Source organism: Labedella populi, from assembly GCF_004078655.1.
Lineage (GTDB): Bacteria > Actinomycetota > Actinomycetes > Actinomycetales > Microbacteriaceae > Labedella > Labedella populi.
Genome location: NZ_RZNC01000001.1, coordinates 574,785 through 590,655, shown reverse-complemented (window position 1 = coordinate 590,655; position 15,871 = coordinate 574,785). Strand labels below are relative to the sequence as shown.

Genomic DNA, 15,871 nt, shown 5'->3' with positions numbered 1-15,871 from the left:
GATGACCGGACACATCGCCCTCGTCACCGGAGCGAACCACGGCATCGGCGCCGCGATCGCCGAACGACTCGCCGCCGACGGACTCGCCGTCGTGATCACCTTCCTCGCGCTCGACGAGCCGGGGCGCGCGGGAACGCCCGAGCGACTGCGCGAGAACCACCGCCTCGACGCGAGCGCCGTCATCGATCGGATTCAGGGCGCCGGCGGCCGAGCGATCGCGGTCTCGGCCGACCTCCTCGACGCTTCCGTCATTCCGGGGCTGTTCGACGCCGCCGAGGACACGTTCGGCCCCGTCGACGTGCTCATCAACAACGCGACGGCGTCGCTCAGCGACACCTTCCGTGCGGAGGAACTCGACTGGGCGGGGCGGGCACTCTCCCCGGTCACGCCCGAGTCCTTCGACCGCCAGTTCGGCGTCGACGCGCGAGCGGGCGCGCTCCTCATCGCCGAATTCGCGCGGCGCCTGCGGCAACGTGACGGCGCATGGGGCCGCATCGTCTCGATGACCTCCGGCGGCGAGAAGGGCTTCCCTCAGGAGGTGTCCTACGGCGCGGCGAAGGCCGCCATCACGAACTACACGATGTCCGCGAGCCTCGAGCTGAGCCGCTTCGGCGTCACGGCCAACGCCCTCCATCCGCCCGTGACCGACACGGGTTGGGTGACCGACGAGATCCGTGGCTTCGTCGCGGATGACGACTCCTTCTTCGACGTCGCCGAGCCCGACGAGGTCGCCGAGGTCGTCTCGTTCCTCGTCTCCGAGGCCGGCCGTCGCGTGACGGGGAACGTCATCCGGATGGGCTGAAGCCCGCTCCGCACAAGGTGGAGCGGGGTCAGGACACGTCGATCGTCGTCTGCGTGAGCCGCTCGGACAGTTCCCACATGCGGCTCGCGTCCTCCGCGCTGCGGAGCGTCGAGTACAGGGGCTGTTCGGCGGGTGCGCCGCTCGTCCGGCCGAATCCCCTCGGGCTGTAGAGCGTGCCACCCCGCACGTCGGGCGAGGTCGCGGCGAGCAGCGCGGGCAGGCCGGCGCTCTCGACCGTGCCCGCGAGGACCCCCCGCGCGGAGAGCCAGCGGATCATCCGGACCTGCGTCGTGTCGCGGCTCCGGCCGAGTTCCGGGCGCGCGGCGAGGAGGTTGGTCGGTGCCACCCCCGGGTGGGAGAGCACGCTCGTGACGCCCCATCCTCCGGCCTCGCTCCTCCGCTGCAGCTCGAGCCCGAAGAGGCCGAACGCGATCTTCGACTGGCTGTACGCCTTCATCCCGTCGTAGCCCCGCTCCCCATTCGGGTCGTCCCAATCGATGCCGCCCGAGCGCGCCGCGACGCTGATCTGCGACACGACGCGGGCTCCCCCCGCGCGGAGCAGCGGCAGGAGCTCGGCGACGAGCGCGACGTGACCGAGATGATTGGTGCCGAACTGCAGTTCGAAGCCGTCGGCGGTCGTCTGCCGCGTCGGCGGCGTCATCACTCCCGCGTTGTTGATGAGGAGATGGATCGGATCTCCCTCGCGACGAAGGGTTTCGCCGAGCCCCTTCACGGTCTGGAGGGAGGAGAGGTCGAGGTCGCGCACGACGACGGTCGCCGACGGCGCAGCCGCACGGATCGCATCGGCGGCCGCCTCTCCCTTGCGGCGGTTCCGCACGGGGATGATGACCTCGGCTCCCGCCGCGGCGAGGCGCTGCGCCATCACGAGGCCCATCCCGTCGCTCGCCCCGGTGATGAGGGCGCGTCTCCCCGTGAGATCCGGAAGGGTGATGTCGATCGATCTGCGTGGCATGGTCTGCTCCTGACGTGTCGTGGTGGATCAACGCTCGCGTCGATCGCATCCCACATCCAGGGCCTCCGGATCCGCTGTTGCCCGCGCCACCTCTCGGGCCGGAGGGGTGGATCGACGGGCCGTGGCTCAGTCGTGTCGGACACTGTAGACAGGGACGACGTCGAGAGAAGGAGGAGACCGTGATCGATCGCACCGGGTTGGCGGAGTTCCTCCGTGTGCGGCGCGAAGCACTGCAGCCTGAGGACGTCGGGCTGCCGCGCGGGCACCGGCGGCGGACGAGCGGCCTCCGGCGCGAGGAAGTCGCGCTGCTCTGCCACATGTCGACGGACTATTACGCCCGACTCGAGCGCGAGCGCGGTCCGCAGCCCTCAGAGCAGATGCTCGCCTCGATCGCGCAAGGCCTCCACCTCTCGCACGAGGAACGCGACCACTTGTTCCACCTCGGCGGCCACACGCCGCCCGCGCGGGGCGTCAGCAGTGCGCACATCAGCCCCGGCCTGCTGCGCGTGCTCGACCGCCTCGAGGACACTCCGGCCGAGATCGTCACGGAGCTCGGCGAGACGCTGCGGCAGTCGCGGCTCGGCGTCGCGCTGACCGGCGACAACACGACACTCGTGGGACCGGACCGCAGTCTCGGCTTCCGGTGGTTCACGGATCCGTCGGCCCGCCGGCTCTACGCCGCCGAGGAGCACGCATTCCTCAGCAGGTTGTACGCCTCAGGGCTCCGCGAGATCGCGGGGCGGCGCGGCCCCGGATCCCCGGCGTCGGCGCTCGCGGACCTGCTGCTCGAGCGCAGCGCCGAGTTCCGAGAACTGTGGGCGGCTCACGAGGTGGGCGTGCGTCCGAAGGACACCAAGCGCTTCGTGCACCCCGAAGTGGGCGCTCTCGAACTGCACTGTCAGCGGCTCGTGGATCCCGACCAGGCCCACGCGCTCCTCGTCTACACCGCAGTGCCCGGCACCGAGAGCGCGGAGAAGCTCCGCCTGCTGTCGGTGCTCGGAACCCAGCCGCTCCGCTGATCCCGCCGCCGCGCGGACCACGTGTCAGTCGATGCGGGTGCCCTCGTTGTGCTCGGCGAGCCACCACGTTCGGCCGTCGTCGTCCGACACGTAGCTCTCCCACGTGTACGACGTGTCCGTGATGTTCGAGAAGTTCCAGCGGATGGCCTTGCCGTCGTTGCGCGTGCCGTCCTGTCGGATCCCGTCCTTCCGGTGGCCCGTCGCGAGGAGGTTGCAGTACTCGCCTCGCAGGGGCTCGACGTAGGACACACGCCAGAGGCCGATGTCGGCGTCGTATACGCGAATCGCGGTGCCGATGGTCTCGGCGCCGTGGGCCGTCTCGCGCACGGAGACGTCCTGCACGGCGCGGCCGTCGAGGATGTACGCGACGTGCCAGGTGAATTCGCCGACGACCCACTCGCCCGTCGACTCGTCGAGGCGCGACGCCGACACCCGCCAGGAACCGACGAGGCGACCGAACCGCGCGATGCGCTTCGGATGCGCTGCCGCGGGACCCGCTGCCGTGAGGGCTGAGGTGAATCGTGTCTGTGCGTCGGTCATGGCGGCCTCTTCTGGTGGGATCGCTGGTCGTCCACCGGCCGCCGTCGCCCGATGGGCTGATCCCAGGGTACCGGGGGCGCGAGGCGCCGGGCCATGCTCAGCGGCTCCGTGATCGCAACCCGTTCTCGTCCGAGGCTGCGGGGTGGCACACTCGGTGCGATGTCCTCTCCCCTCGAGACGAATCCGGTCGTCTTGGCACGGCCGAACACCACGTCCGCGACGCGGCGCTCGGCCTTCGTGCTCGCGGTCCGACGCGCCGTGCGACCCGCGCGACTGCTCCACGCGGGGAAGACCGCCTTCGCGGCGACGATCGCGTGGTTCCTCGGCGGTCTGCTGCCCGGAGAGACGGCCGACTACGCCTACTACGCCCCTCTCGGCGCGCTCATCGCCATGGCACCGACCCTCATGGACTCGATGCGCTCGAGCGTTCAGACCGTCGCGGGTCTCGCCCTCGGGGTGGTCGTCGCGTGGGGTCTGATCGCGGCCGCCGCCCCGCCGTGGATCGCGGTCCCGGTCGCGCTCTTCGTCGGGACCGCGCTCGCGGGCCTGACGGTGCTCGGACCGGGAAAGGACTACGTGCCGATCGCCGCTCTGTTCGTCCTGATCATCGGCGGGGCGAACGCGAACGACTACTCGATCGGATACATCGCCCAGATGGGTCTCGGCATGGTGATCGGCATCGCCGTCAACCTGCTCGTGTTTCCGCCGTTGCGGGTCGACGATTCCGCCATGGCCCTGTCGGCGTTGCGGCGGACGGGGGGACGGACGCTCGAGGCGATGGCGGAATCGCTCTCGACGGGCGGCGACGGGTCAGGCTGGGAGCACGAGCTCCTGACCTACGAGTCCCGCCTCGCGGAGGCGGCGACGGCCGTGCGCGAGGCCCGGGACAGCCGACGCGCGAACCCGCGTGCTCGCTGGATGCACTACGACGTCGACGAGGACCTCGACGACTTGGCCGCGCTTCGGCGTTGCCGCGTACACCTCGAAGCAATGGGTGCGGTGCTGCGCGGCTCCGAGCACGACCGGCCGCTCGCGGAGCTCGCCGATGCGGCGACGCGCGCTCCGGCGGCCGAACTGATCGGAGGCCTCGCACGCTTCATGGAGCGGTGGGACGAGGAGCGCGCCGGTTCACCCGGATCGGAGAACCACGTCGCGTCCGAGGCGCGCGAACCGGCCGTCGTGGAGCAGGAGTTGCGCGAGCGCACGGCGTCGGCCGAAGCCCAACCGCTCGTGAGTTCACTCGCGGTCGCCGCGGGACGAATGCGCGAGGACCTCGAGGAGCGACGCTCGTCCCGCACCGCCCGTCCGCCCCGGGAAGCGACGCGGGACCGACGCCCGAAGCGTTAGGCCGAGGCGTCAGATCCCGGCGCCCTCGTCGAGAGAGGGGTGCTCGACGACAAGGTCGTCATCGAGGTCGTTGTCGGCGTCGAGCGCCTCGGCCATGTCGGCATCGAGTTCGGCGTTGATGTTCTCGTCCGATGCCGGACCGGCGCCGTTCGAGCCGTCCTCGCGGTCAGCCCCGTTGTTCGAGGGGTTCGCTGCTGTGGGGTCGCTCATGTCGGTTCCTCTCGTCACGGCGAGCAGGATCCTCGCCCGGTGGATCGAACCTAACCGTCGCTGCGACCCCGGTCGTACCCATACCGCCGTCGCGCGTGGCGTGCTAGCACCGACGCGCGCTGGTCGTGTCCACGCGTCCCGACCACGCTGCCGCAACACCCGGCGATACCTCAGAACCGGAACGGGGTCCGGCTGCGATCGTCACAACTCGCGGGAGCCGACGTCCGTGCGGTGGAAGTTCTGGAACGATCGCGACGCCGTCGGCCCGCGCTGCCCTTGGTAACGCGATGCGTAGGCGGCGGAGCCGTAGGGCCGCTCGGCGGGGGACGACAACCGGAAGAAGCACATCTGCCCGATCTTCATACCCGGCCAGAGTTTGATCGGCAGCGTAGCGACGTTGCTCAACTCGAGCGTCACGTGCCCCTCGAAACCCGGGTCGATGAAGCCCGCGGTCGAGTGGGTGAGGAGGCCGAGGCGACCGAGCGAGCTCTTGCCCTCGAGCCGCGCAGCAACATCGTCGGGCAGAGTCACACTCTCGAAGGTGGACCCGAGTACGAACTCACCGGGGTGCAGAACGAAGGCTTCGTCGGGCTTCGCCTCGATGAGCCGCGTGAGCTCCGGCTGATCCTCGGCCGGATCGATGAAGGGGTACTTGTGGTTGTCGAACAGCCGGAAGAAGCGATCGAGCCGCACATCGATGCTCGACGGCTGGATCATCTCCGGCTCGTACGGGTCGAGCGCGATGCGCCCACTGGTCAGTTCGGCCCGGATGTCGCGATCGGAGAGAAGCACACGGTCAGTGTAGTGGCGGCTTGCGGCATGTGTCGGCGCGGTTTGCTAGGCTGGCGGAGCGCCTCCGGGCGAACGCGGATGTAGTTCAATGGTAGAACTTCAGCTTCCCAAGCTGATAGCGCGGGTTCGATTCCCGTCATCCGCTCCATACTGACGATCAGGGCCCTCAGGCGGACGACCGGCGATAGGCCAGAGTCGGGTCTTCCGTGTCGTCGACATCGCCCTCGGGGTGGCGGACGAAGCCGAGGCGCTCGGCGAAGCGTTCCGATGCCCTGTTGCCGGGCACGATGTGTGCGTCGATCGTCGTCACGCCGAGGTCCTCGGTCGCCAGGCGGAGGAGCTCGCGGACGGCTTCGGAAGCGAGGCCGAGGCCTTCCCGGTCGCGGCGGACGACGTAGCCGAGATCCGCCTGGCCGTCCGCGCCGCGCTTCAGGTCGACCTCTCCAATCACCTGCCCGGTCGCGATCTCCTCGATCGCGAGCACGAGCCAGTCGCCCTCCGCCGGAGCGCAGTGCTGCTCGAGCTTCTTGAGGAGCGCCGTGCGGGTGTCGTCGCGTGAGCGGACCGGCCACGGGAGATAGCGGACGGTCCGCTCGTCGCCGTGAAAAAGCGCGAGGTCGTCGAGGTCGGTCATCCGGTGCTCTCGGAGCAGGAGCCGCGGCGTGCGGAGGGGCAGTTCCGGTGCCCAGTCACGCCGCCGGTCGTTGTCCATCACGGGCTCCAGGCTATCGGGAGGGCCGGTCCAGAGGCCCGTCCCCCTCTGTCGCCGAGCTGTCGAAGCGCGTCGCGGGAGTCTTCTCACCGCGTGATGTCGCGGATCGTGCCCTTCTCCAGCCGCAGCCTCCGCGACGCCCGCCGCGCCACCGCGGAGTCGTGCGTCACGACGATGAGCGTGAGGCCACCGTCGTTGAGCGCCTGCAGCAGGTCGAGGATCTCGTCGCGCATGCTCTCGTCGAGGTTCCCCGTGGGCTCGTCGGCGAGGAGCACGCGGGGACGCTTCGCGATCGCCCGAGCGATCGCGACGCGCTGCTGCTGTCCACCGGACAACTCCCCCGGCCGGTGATCCGCCCGATCCGCGAGACCCACGTGAGCGAGGGCCTCGGCCACGCGGGCACGACGCTCGGCATCGGCCAGGCCGAGGGGCTCGAGACCCATGTCTACGTTCTCGCTCGCCGTGAGGGTCGGAATGAGGTTGAAGCCCTGGAAGACGAAACCGATCTCGCGTGCACGGGCGGAGCCGAGCGCCGCGTTGCTCGCGGCAGCGAGGTCGGTGTCTCCGAGTGTCAGTCGTCCCGACGTGGGCCGGTCGAGAGCGCCGAGGAGTTGGAGCAATGTGCTCTTCCCTCCGCCGGTGGGGCCCTGGATGGTGACGAAGTCGCCCCGGGCGATCTCGAGGTCCACTCCCACGAGCGGTTTCACCACCCGCTTCTTCTGCGTGTACGTCTTCGACACGTCCGCGAGACGGTAAAGCGGGGTCGTCGGCTCGTTCGGGGCGTCGATGTGGGGCTCGGTCATGGTCATGATGGGCGGTCCTGTCGTGTTGTCGAGGAAAGGGATGCGATGTCGGGTCGGCGGCTCATGCCACCGAGCGGAGGGCCTCGGCCGGGCTGAGCCGCGCGGCTCGCCACCCGCCGAAGGCACCGGCGACGAGACCCGCGGAGACCGCGAGACCGACGGCCGCGACGAGAACCCATGGCGTGAGGGGCGCGGTCAGCGTGATGTCCGACACGGTCTGCGCGACGGACGCGAAGCCGGGGCCACCGCCGCCCGGACCGCCGTCCCGTCCGGCCTCGCTCGTCGTCGTGGGGGCCGAGGAAATCGTCGGGGCGATCACGTTGATCGCGAGGATGCCCCCGAGTCCGATCGCGAGACCGATCGCGCCACCGAAGAGGCCCTGCACCATCGACTCGCCGGCAACCTGTCGGATCACGCGGCCGTTCGACCAGCCGATCGCCTTGAGGGTGCCGAACTCGCGCGTACGCCGCGACACCCCTGAGATCGTGAACAGCACCGCGAGGACCACGGCCACGGCGAGAACGAGGATCGACAGCCACGTGCCGAGGTTCGTGACGAGGGACGTCGCGCTCGAGAGCGAGCCGGAGACCGTGGAGGCGAGGTCCGACTGGGAGCTCACGGTCGTGTCGGGGAGCGCCGTCTCGATCTCCTCCTGCACTGCGGCGATGCCGTCGGCGGTGGCGGCCTGCACGTAGACGGTGGAGACGACGTCGCCGACGTCCGCGAGCGATTGAGCGACGTCGAGCGGGATGTAGACGTTCGACGCGGTGTCCGTCGAGCTCGTGCTCGACGTGACGATTCCGACGATCTCCATCGCGGCGCCGCCGACGTCGACGGTCCCGCCGACGGTGAGGTCGTTCGTGGTCGAGTACGTCGCGTCGACGACGGCGACGTTCTGACCGGCATCGTCGGTCTCGAGCGCGCGCCCCTCCGAGACGGTCACCGACGACAGCGGCCCGACGGACTGCGCGGCGGGGTCGACGCCGAGCACGGTGAATGAGTCGACGTCGAAGGATCCGCCGCCGAACCCTCCCCCGCCCTGCGGCGCCCCGTCGGCGGGCGCCTCGCCCGTCGCGCCCTCTGCGGGTATCTCGGGGAGCTCGCCGGAGAACGTCGAGTTCGTGAGGCTCAGCGCGCCGGAAGCGGATGAGACCCCGTCGATGCCCGAGATCGTGTCGACGGTCGTCGCGTCGAGCGTCGACCGTCCCATCTCGGTGCGCAACTGCGACTGCGCGAGCGTCGTGGTTCCGTCGTCGGCCGTGGCGCCGCCGCCCTCGCCGAACTCGAATCGCGCCCCATCGCCCTCTCCCGGTTCCTGCTGCGCACCCGCGACCGTGAGGTCGGTTCCCACGCCGTAGACGGACTCGAGGGCCTGCGTCTGCGCGTCACGCACCCCCGCTGTGAGGGCGTTGACGATGATGACGAGTGCGATGGCGATCGCGAGTCCCGCCGCGACGATGACCGTCTGTTTGGTGCGTCCGCTCAATTCGCGGCGCAGATACGTGAAGTACATGGGTCTCCTTCTCCGGTCCGTCCGACCGGTCGATCAGACGGTAGGAGCCGGATCTCTCGACAGGGAATGCGTGTCCTATGAGTGGGCTATCGACGCACCGGGGGCTGCGCGAGAAGTGGACCCATCGGCGTCCTCATGCGTGAAGAGGACGAGGGGCGCGCTTTCGCGACGCGCCTCGTCCTCTTCACGTGACAGCGCTACTTGGTGCTCTTCGCTGCGACCTCGATGACCTTGGCGACCTTCTTCGGTTCCTTCACCATCGCGAGGTGCCCTGCCTTGACCTCGGTGACGGTGGATCCGGCGCGCTCGGCCATCTGCAGCTGCAGTGCGAGCGGGATGCTGGCGTCTTGGGTGCCTGCGACGTACCAGGACGGAAGCGTCTTCCATGCTTCGGCCGCGGAGGCCTTCTCGTTCACCGCGCTGAAGGTGATCGGGCGCTGCTTGGCGTAGAACGAGGCCTGTTCCGCGTGGGAGAGGCCGTTGGCGAAGCCGGGTGCGAAAGCCTCCTTCTTGAGGTAGAGGTCGACGTCACCCTCGGGGGCGCCCGGGTACGGGATGGTGTCGAACAGCTGGGTCGGGTCGACGGGGCCGGCGCTGTTCAGCAGGTCGAGCAGGCTCTCACCTTCAGCGGGGACGAAGGCGTCGACGTACACGAGACTCTTCACGTCCGGGTCGGTGAGGGCTGCTTCACTGATGACGGCTCCGCCGTAGGAGTGACCGACGAGGACCACCGGGCCGGTGGTGCGGGCGGCGAGGAACGATGCGAGGTACTCGGAGTCACCGCTGAGGGAACGGAGCGGGTTGGCGAAATCGAGGACCGGGTAGCCGTCCTTCGTGAGGATCTTCTCGACGGCGGTGAACGAACTGGCGTCGGTCCAGGCGCCGTGCACGATGACGACGGTCGGCTTGGCCTGCGGCCTGTGCCTGTCGGTGACGCTGTCGGCGTTCGCGGTACCCGCGAGGGCGACGCTTGCGACAGTAGCGATACCGGCGGCGATGGTGAGGATTCGACGTGTGGCACCCCGGAGGGTGCGAGCGGGCTTGTTCATGATCTTCTTTCTTGAGTGATGTTGCGGGGATTGTGCGACGGTCATTTGCCGCGGCTTATCTGGGTTTCTGACGAGGGGCGTACCGTCATGCCTCCTCTTGAGCGATCGTGGCGATCTGTCGACCGAGGTCGTATTCCAGCGGTCCGCGCTGTTGCATCCCGTTGTCCAGGAGGCGCCCCACGATCCCGGCGACTTCAGGGCGGGAGACTCCCGCCCAGTACGCGTCGGAGTGGAGCGGGTACTCGGCGTCGGGGAGACGGGTGTACTTGTCGATGAACGCTTTGATCTCCACGATCGCTTGGTGGTCCCACCCGGAGACGCGCCGTGCGAAAGCATTGACGAAGTCCTCGAACTCAGCGTCGGGTATGGCGCGATTGACGTATCCGTAGCGCTCCGCGAGCGCTCCGTCGAAGTCCTCGCCGCCGAGCAGGATCTCCATCGTGCGGCCCCGTCCGACGAGCGACGGCAGCCGACCGCTGGCGCCACCTCCGGTGACGGCCTTCAGTGCGATCTCCACTTGAGCGAGCTTCGCCTTCTCCAGGCTCGCGAAGCGCATGTCCATTGCGAGGACGAGTTCGCTGCCGGCACCCCGGGTGTTGCCCCGGATGGCCGCGATGGTGACGGCATTCAATTTGCTCATGCGCACCGTGATGTCGACCCAGGCGGTGTACCCGGTGGTGGTCGGCAGTGCCTCGGCGGCGTCGTTGTCGACTTCGACGTCGTAATGGGCGATGTAGAAGTCGGGGTCGGCGCTGTCGAAGACCACCACGTTGACCGTGTCATTGTGCTCGAGCTCGGTGAGGAGCTCTTTGAGCTCGCGCATCATCTCGAGCCCGATCACGTTGATCGGTGGGTTGTCGAAGGTCACTCGCCAGAAAGTCGGCGATTCGACGGTGAGTTTGAGCTGGGTGGGGTGGAAGTCGTCGAGGAAGCTCATGCGCGTTCTGCGACCGTCGCGGCGGCGAGGATGACGTCGGCGACCTCGCGGGGGTGGGTCACCATCGAGAGGTGACCTGTTTCCAGCTGCGTGACGGCCGATCCGGCACGCTCGGCCATCCGGAGCTGGAGAGCCAGCGGGATGCTGCCGTCGATCGTGCCCGCCACGTACCAGGAGGGAAGCTTCTCCCAGCCCTGGTTCGCAGCAGCCGGCGCGCCGACAGCGCTGAACGTGATCGGGCGCTGCTTGGCGTAGAACTCCGCCTGCAGTTCCTCGGAGAGTCCCGTTGCGAATGCGGGTTCGAACGGGCCGCGCTGGATGTAGAGGTCGACATCTCCCTCTGGGGCGCCGGGGTAGGGCGCCATGTCGAACAGCTGGGTCGGGTCGACGGGGCCGGCGCTGTTCAGCAGGTCGAGGAGGCTTTCTCCCTCAGTCGGAACGAAAGCGTTGACGTAGACGAGACCGGTCACGCTGGGAACGGCCGCGGCGGCTGCTCCGATGACCGCTCCACCGTAGGAGTGGCCCACGAGGATGACCGGGCCGCTGGTGCGGCTCTGCAGGAACGCGGCGAGGTAGTCGGCGTCGCCGCCGAGTGATCGCAGCGGGTTCGCGAACTCGAGGACGTCGTAGCCGACCGCGGTGAGCAACTGCTGAACTCCCGCGAAGGAGCTTGCATCGGTCCATGCTCCGTGCACGATGACGATGGTGGGGTTGGTGGTGGTGTCGGTCATGATGACCCTCTCCGGTCTTTACCGGAGAGTCTCTCCGGTTATTAGAGAGAGCGCTCGAAGGGGGCAGGTAATTCCCGCTAGCCAAAAGTTTTTTGCCTGAGTTTCTGGCGAGTTGTTCGGGTGCCTCGTTGGGCGGGATTTCAGGAGTGAGCGTGCGGAGGGGTGAGGCCGTGGAGGACGATCGAGAGCATCGACCGCACCTGAGCCGGATCGAGCTTTGCCTGCTCGGCGCTCATGGCGACCCCCGTGACGAGCCGGATGACTTCGCCGGAGTCGACGGGGGCCACCACCACTCCCGCGTGGAAGGCGCGGTCGAACACCCGCCCATTCGCTTCGACGACGGCGGCATGGGCCGCACGCAAGGGCGAGTCCTCATCACTCTCGGTGGCCGCCATGGTGGACGCGAGTCCACGGTAGAGCCGTGCGCGCTCGACCAAGCGCATCAACCAGTCGAGGACGTCGTCCCAGCGATCGGTCGCCGTGGCGTCGGCGTCGGCTTCGACGTCGCTGACCCAGGTGAGGAGCAGCTCGCTGATGAGGTCCTCGCGCGTGGGAAAGTGCCGATACAGGGTACCGGGACCCACTCCCGCCCGCTTGGCGACGTTGTCGAGCGAGCACTCCGTGCCGCCCAGCTCGACCTCGACCCGGGCGGCCTCGAGAATGCGCGCCCGGTTCTTCAGCGCGTCTGCGCGCATACGCCGGGGTGGGTTCATGTCGGTAGAGATGTGGTCCGCCCTTCCCCTCGCAAGCCGCGTGGTGTTGTGTATCAAGGATATGATCAGCGGGCTGTGACGCGGGGGCTATGCACGGGCTGCTCGGCCGCCTTGGCGACCGGCCTCCTGATCGTGAAGATCGCGACCACGGTCGCCACGGCCGCGAGTCCCGCGCCGGTGAACATGGCACCGGCGAAGCCGGGGATGAACTGCCCTTCTACCGCACCGGTCGCATAGACGCTGACCGCGACCGCGATCCCGACCGATCCTCCGACCTGCTGCGCCATCTGCAGCAATCCCGATGCCGAGCCGGTGTCGTCCTCGGGGACCGCGTTCATCGCCGTAAGAGTACCGGCCGTAAAGATGAGCGCCACTCCGAGTGCATGGACGACAAGCGGAACGACGACGGCGACATAGGATGCATTCTCGTTCAGCGGCGCCCAGAGCAGGAAACTCGTAGCGACAAGCATTCCCCCGATGACGAGTGGGATGCGAGCGCCGAAACGAGCGACGATGCCCGGCACCCATCGAGTGACAATGAACACCGTTGCGGTGAGGGGCAGGAAAGCGAGTCCGGCAAGCAGCGGGCCGAAGTCGAGAACGCGCTGCAGGAACTGCACGATGAAGAACAGCATGGCGGCATGGGTGCCGACGATCAGTCCCATGTTGATGAGAGCGCCGACGCGCGGCGTGTGTGTCAGAAGGTGAACGGCGACGAGAGGGTTGGCCGAACGTCGTTCGATCACGACGAGCACGGCGATGAGGACTATGGCCAATCCGAAGAAGAGAACGGTGCTGACTGAACCCCAGCCCCATTCTCCCGCGTAGATGAAGGCCCATACGATCCCGGCGGATGCCAAGCTGGCGAAGACCGCTCCCGGAACGTCGAAGGCGTGGGTTCGGCGCCGATCGCTCTCGTTCACGAGCCAGGCCACGGTCGCGATGACGACGATGCCGACCGGCACGTTGATGAGGAGCCCCCATCGCCAGGAAGCCAGATCGGTCAACGAACCGCCGAGAATGAGACCAGCCGACGACCCGATCGCGGAGGTCGCAGTGAACAACGCGAGCCCCTTCGCGCGAGCCGCTTCGTCTCGCGCCATCGTTGCGATCAGGGCCAACACGCTCGGTGCGGCCACGGCCGCACCGATCCCTTGGAGGACACGAGCGGCGACGAGCATGATCGGGTCGATCGCGAGACCTCCGAGCAGCGACCCGAGCATGAACACCCCGGTGCCCACCGCGAATACCCGTACGCGGCCGAACGCGTCGCCGAGTCGGCCACCGAGCAGGATCAACCCCCCGAAGGCGAGAGCATAAGCATTCGGTACCCACGACAGGGACGCGGCCGTGAAGCCGAGTTCTGCTTGTACGGCGGGCAGGGCGACGGTCATGACCTGAGCGTCGAGCTGCAGCATGAGCTGCAATGCCAACACCGCCGACAGGGCGAAGGCCGCAGTACGGGGCTTGTTCGAGACGAGAGACACCGAATCTCCTCAAAGGGAATGAACGGAGAGCACCTCCGTTTCTATCTAAGGTATCCGGAGAAGCCCTCCAGATATTCCCTACTATGTGAATGAGGACAGAAATCATGCCGTCAACCGAACGCATCGCTCTCGTCACCGGCGGATCACGAGGAATCGGAGCCGCCATCGTGCAACGCCTCGCCACAGACGGGTACACCGTGGCCTTCACCTATATGTCATCGCACACGGCAGCCGACGCGCTCGTCGACACCGTGCGGGATGCCGGCGGGACCGCGATCGCCTACCAGGCCGACGGGACGAAGGAGGAGGCCTTCGCCGCGGTCGTCGAGTCCGTCGTCAGTCGCGTCGGAGGGTTGGATGTGCTGGTGAACAATGCCGGGGGCGGCACATGGAGTGAACTCACCGAGCTGCCGGTGGCGGAGATCGACTCCATGATCGCGATCAATGTCCGCGCACTGGTCCTGTCGACGAGGGCCGCCATCCCGCATCTCCGCCAGGGCGGACGCATCGTCAACATCGGCAGCGTGAACGCCGACTACACAGGTTTTGTCGGGGGTTCGGTCTACTCGATGACCAAGGGAGCGGTTGCGAGCTTCACGAAGGCTCTTGCACGCGAGCTCGCACCGCGCGGGCTCACGGTCAACAACGTGCAGCCCGGGCCCGTGCATACCGATGCGAACCCCTCGGACGGCCCGGCCGGCGGAACGCTTCGTTCCCGCATCGCCGTCGAGCGGTTCGGCTCGCCGACCGAGGTGGCGGCACTCGTCTCTTATCTGGTCACGCCGGAGGCCGCATTCGTGACCGGCTCTTCCCTGACCATCGACGGAGGCTTCAGCGCCTGACAGCGGATGTGAGCGTCGCTCCGATGCCCCTGCCTCCTCGAGTCAACTCCGGGCTCGACGCGTGGCGTCGATCGTACCCAGCAGCGCGAGCGCGTCGGAACTCGGCGATCCCGCGGGAGCCGTCGCAACCGTCAGTTGCTGGCCCGGCGCATCACGGACATCGAGGGTCTGGTAGGTCAATTCCACCCGACCGATGTCGGGGTGGTTGATGACCTTGTAGGTGATGTTCAGTCCCGACACCGTGTGATCCGCCCACAGGGCGGCGAAGTCACTGCTCTCCCGCAGAAGGCGTTCGACCAGTGGCGGCACGGCCGGGTACGGCACGGCGAAACCGGCGGCGAGCCGGAGTGCGCTGACCGCTGCCCGCGCGACGACGTCCCACTCGACGAAGTAGTCATGCGCGCTGGGCTCGAGGAAGATGTATTCGAGTCCGCCGGCCTCGAGCTGCGTGGGACCGAGGAGGGCGCGAGCGGTGGCGTTGGCCGCGATCACTCGGAAGGCCGGATCCACGACGTAAGCCGCCGCGCCGGGGAACGCATCCATCAGCTGCAGCAGCTCCGAACTGACGGCGCCCGGCGGCGGCTGGAACGTCGGTGCGAGCAGAGCGAGTCGATACGCGTGCTGACGAGCATCAGGACTGAGGCGGAGCGCCCCGCAGATCGCATCGACGACCTGAGCGGAGGGCGTGCGCTCGCGCCCCTGTTCGAGACGGGTGTAATAGTCGACGCTCACTCCGGCCAGTACGGCGACCTCTTCGCGGCGCAGACCGGTGACGCGACGGCCGACGACATCGGGGAGTCCCACATCTCCGGGAGCGACGCGGGCGCGTTGCGCCCGGAGGAAGTCACCGAGAGGACTGGGTTGGACCGGCATGGTCCTCACGTTACTCGACCTCGGAATGCGCACATCGTGTCGCGCACGGAGCGGTGCACGGGAGTCGATCGGTGTATGGCAATCACTCGTTCCCGTCGCGCTCGGTGTTGACCATGACGAAGCTCTCGCAGAGCTCGGGCGTGCGGAAGGTCACGGTCCACTGGTTGTCGAAGTCACCGAGCTTCGTGTAGCGACCCACACCCGTGATGACGGCGGTGGCGCCGTCGATCGACACGATCTCCCAATCGAAACTCCAGCCGCCCTGCTGCCAATCCCAACGACTGCGCCAGCCGGCGACGATCTCGTCCCGTCCGATCCAGTCCGTCTCGTACGGGCTCTCGTGATACTCGCCGTCCTCCGTGAAGAGTCCTGCGATGTCTTGCGGGTCGTTGGTCTCCCAGGCGGTCAGGTAGCGGTCGACCCAGGCGGTCACGGTGGCGGTGGTGATGACGAGGTCATTCGTGTTGGTGGTCATGAGTCCACAGTGACGGGGGAGGACGTCGCCGGGAAGGGTGCGCTTCCCAGGGT

18 protein-coding genes and 1 tRNA gene are annotated in these 15,871 nt (G+C 68.1%); 5 read left to right on the top strand and 14 right to left on the bottom strand.

What is annotated here, in order from left to right:
* Position 1 precedes the first annotated feature (1 nt).
* Entirely contained in the window at positions 2-802 is an 801-nt protein-coding gene (locus tag ELQ92_RS02965) for an SDR family NAD(P)-dependent oxidoreductase (RefSeq protein ID WP_128497479.1), read from the top strand.
* A 28-nt stretch (positions 803-830) separates the two neighbouring features.
* On the opposite strand, the gene ELQ92_RS02960 is transcribed toward ELQ92_RS02965, so the two are convergent.
* The gene (locus ELQ92_RS02960) at positions 831-1,775 is read right to left on the bottom strand and encodes an SDR family oxidoreductase (RefSeq protein WP_128497478.1); all 945 of its coding nucleotides are present in this window, start codon (positions 1,773-1,775) and stop codon (positions 831-833) included.
* Positions 1,776-1,954: 179 nt separating this feature from the next.
* On the opposite strand from ELQ92_RS02960, the gene ELQ92_RS02955 reads away from it, so the two are divergent.
* The gene (locus ELQ92_RS02955) at positions 1,955-2,794 is read left to right on the top strand and encodes a helix-turn-helix transcriptional regulator (protein WP_128497477.1); all 840 of its coding nucleotides are present in this window, start codon (positions 1,955-1,957) and stop codon (positions 2,792-2,794) included.
* Between the two features lie 24 nt (positions 2,795-2,818).
* On the opposite strand, the gene ELQ92_RS02950 is transcribed toward ELQ92_RS02955, so the two are convergent.
* Positions 2,819-3,334: a hypothetical protein gene (locus tag ELQ92_RS02950; RefSeq protein WP_128497476.1), complete on the bottom strand. Its 516-nt coding sequence runs from the start codon at positions 3,332-3,334 to the stop codon at positions 2,819-2,821.
* A gap of 159 nt (positions 3,335-3,493) precedes the next feature.
* Between ELQ92_RS02950 and ELQ92_RS02945 the strand changes: the two genes are divergently transcribed.
* Positions 3,494-4,681 (top strand): FUSC family protein, encoded by a 1,188-nt coding sequence (locus tag ELQ92_RS02945; protein ID WP_128497475.1) that lies wholly within the window; start codon positions 3,494-3,496, stop codon positions 4,679-4,681.
* A gap of 9 nt (positions 4,682-4,690) precedes the next feature.
* Here ELQ92_RS02945 and ELQ92_RS02940 read toward each other — a convergent pair whose 3' ends face one another.
* Entirely contained in the window at positions 4,691-4,891 is a 201-nt protein-coding gene (locus tag ELQ92_RS02940) for a hypothetical protein (protein ID WP_128497474.1), read from the bottom strand.
* Between the two features lie 201 nt (positions 4,892-5,092).
* Positions 5,093-5,683 (bottom strand): dCTP deaminase, encoded by a 591-nt coding sequence (dcd, locus tag ELQ92_RS02935; protein WP_128497473.1) that lies wholly within the window; start codon positions 5,681-5,683, stop codon positions 5,093-5,095.
* Positions 5,684-5,757: 74 nt separating this feature from the next.
* Between dcd and ELQ92_RS02930 the strand changes: the two genes are divergently transcribed.
* A tRNA-Gly gene (locus ELQ92_RS02930) sits at positions 5,758-5,831 on the top strand.
* A gap of 18 nt (positions 5,832-5,849) precedes the next feature.
* Here ELQ92_RS02930 and ELQ92_RS02925 read toward each other — a convergent pair.
* From ELQ92_RS02925 to ELQ92_RS02890, 8 genes are all read right to left on the bottom strand, one after another.
* Positions 5,850-6,395 (bottom strand): GNAT family N-acetyltransferase, encoded by a 546-nt coding sequence (locus ELQ92_RS02925; protein ID WP_243694887.1) that lies wholly within the window; start codon positions 6,393-6,395, stop codon positions 5,850-5,852.
* Positions 6,396-6,481: 86 nt separating this feature from the next.
* Positions 6,482-7,204, bottom strand: a complete 723-nt coding sequence (locus ELQ92_RS02920; protein WP_128497471.1) for an ABC transporter ATP-binding protein — start codon at positions 7,202-7,204, stop codon at positions 6,482-6,484.
* A 55-nt stretch (positions 7,205-7,259) separates the two neighbouring features.
* Positions 7,260-8,711: an ABC transporter permease gene (locus ELQ92_RS02915; RefSeq protein WP_128497469.1), complete on the bottom strand. Its 1,452-nt coding sequence runs from the start codon at positions 8,709-8,711 to the stop codon at positions 7,260-7,262.
* Between the two features lie 197 nt (positions 8,712-8,908).
* Positions 8,909-9,760, bottom strand: coding sequence for an alpha/beta fold hydrolase (locus ELQ92_RS02910; protein ID WP_128497467.1), 852 nt, complete (start codon positions 9,758-9,760; stop codon positions 8,909-8,911).
* An 85-nt stretch (positions 9,761-9,845) separates the two neighbouring features.
* The gene (locus tag ELQ92_RS02905; protein ID WP_128493374.1) at positions 9,846-10,697 is read right to left on the bottom strand and encodes an enoyl-CoA hydratase/isomerase family protein; all 852 of its coding nucleotides are present in this window, start codon (positions 10,695-10,697) and stop codon (positions 9,846-9,848) included.
* A complete protein-coding gene (locus tag ELQ92_RS02900; protein ID WP_128497466.1) occupies positions 10,694-11,428 on the bottom strand; it encodes an alpha/beta fold hydrolase in 735 nt (244 codons plus the stop codon). Before ELQ92_RS02900 ends, ELQ92_RS02905 begins: the two co-directional genes overlap by 4 nt.
* A 140-nt stretch (positions 11,429-11,568) precedes the next feature.
* Positions 11,569-12,141, bottom strand: a complete 573-nt coding sequence (locus tag ELQ92_RS02895; RefSeq protein WP_128493376.1) for a TetR/AcrR family transcriptional regulator — start codon at positions 12,139-12,141, stop codon at positions 11,569-11,571.
* Positions 12,142-12,206: 65 nt separating this feature from the next.
* Positions 12,207-13,628, bottom strand: a complete 1,422-nt coding sequence (locus ELQ92_RS02890) for an MFS transporter (protein WP_208004214.1) — start codon at positions 13,626-13,628, stop codon at positions 12,207-12,209.
* 104 nt (positions 13,629-13,732) lie between these two features.
* Here ELQ92_RS02890 and ELQ92_RS02885 point away from each other — a divergent pair, with 104 nt between their 5' ends.
* Complete coding sequence (locus ELQ92_RS02885; protein WP_243694833.1) at positions 13,733-14,470, top strand: SDR family oxidoreductase; 738 nt, start codon at positions 13,733-13,735, stop codon at positions 14,468-14,470.
* Between the two features lie 42 nt (positions 14,471-14,512).
* On the opposite strand, the gene ELQ92_RS02880 is transcribed toward ELQ92_RS02885, so the two are convergent.
* The gene (locus ELQ92_RS02880) at positions 14,513-15,343 is read right to left on the bottom strand and encodes a helix-turn-helix transcriptional regulator (RefSeq protein WP_128497462.1); all 831 of its coding nucleotides are present in this window, start codon (positions 15,341-15,343) and stop codon (positions 14,513-14,515) included.
* A gap of 82 nt (positions 15,344-15,425) precedes the next feature.
* Entirely contained in the window at positions 15,426-15,818 is a 393-nt protein-coding gene (locus tag ELQ92_RS02875; RefSeq protein WP_128497461.1) for a nuclear transport factor 2 family protein, read from the bottom strand.
* Positions 15,819-15,871 lie beyond the last annotated feature (53 nt).

Bases quoted from the DNA above. Each gene is read 5' to 3' on its own strand.
- ELQ92_RS02945 (WP_128497475.1), top strand. From the start codon at position 3,494: ATGTCCTCTCCCCTCGAGACGAATCCGGTCGTCTTGGCACGGCCGAAC.
- ELQ92_RS02940 (WP_128497474.1), bottom strand. From the start codon at position 4,891: ATGAGCGACCCCACAGCAGCGAACCCCTCGAACAACGGGGCTGACCGC.
- ELQ92_RS02910 (WP_128497467.1), bottom strand. From the start codon at position 9,760: ATGAACAAGCCCGCTCGCACCCTCCGGGGTGCCACACGTCGAATCCTC.
- ELQ92_RS02895 (WP_128493376.1), bottom strand. From the start codon at position 12,141: ATGAACCCACCCCGGCGTATGCGCGCAGACGCGCTGAAGAACCGGGCG.
- ELQ92_RS02965 (WP_128497479.1), top strand. From the start codon at position 2: ATGACCGGACACATCGCCCTCGTCACCGGAGCGAACCACGGCATCGGC.
- ELQ92_RS02915 (WP_128497469.1), bottom strand. From the start codon at position 8,711: ATGTACTTCACGTATCTGCGCCGCGAATTGAGCGGACGCACCAAACAG.
- ELQ92_RS02925 (WP_243694887.1), bottom strand. From the start codon at position 6,395: ATGGACAACGACCGGCGGCGTGACTGGGCACCGGAACTGCCCCTCCGC.
- ELQ92_RS02920 (WP_128497471.1), bottom strand. From the start codon at position 7,204: ATGACCATGACCGAGCCCCACATCGACGCCCCGAACGAGCCGACGACC.
- ELQ92_RS02875 (WP_128497461.1), bottom strand. From the start codon at position 15,818: ATGACCACCAACACGAATGACCTCGTCATCACCACCGCCACCGTGACC.
- ELQ92_RS02880 (WP_128497462.1), bottom strand. From the start codon at position 15,343: ATGCCGGTCCAACCCAGTCCTCTCGGTGACTTCCTCCGGGCGCAACGC.
- ELQ92_RS02950 (WP_128497476.1), bottom strand. From the start codon at position 3,334: ATGACCGACGCACAGACACGATTCACCTCAGCCCTCACGGCAGCGGGT.
- ELQ92_RS02960 (WP_128497478.1), bottom strand. From the start codon at position 1,775: ATGCCACGCAGATCGATCGACATCACCCTTCCGGATCTCACGGGGAGA.
- ELQ92_RS02885 (WP_243694833.1), top strand. From the start codon at position 13,733: ATGCCGTCAACCGAACGCATCGCTCTCGTCACCGGCGGATCACGAGGA.
- ELQ92_RS02900 (WP_128497466.1), bottom strand. From the start codon at position 11,428: ATGACCGACACCACCACCAACCCCACCATCGTCATCGTGCACGGAGCA.
- ELQ92_RS02905 (WP_128493374.1), bottom strand. From the start codon at position 10,697: ATGAGCTTCCTCGACGACTTCCACCCCACCCAGCTCAAACTCACCGTC.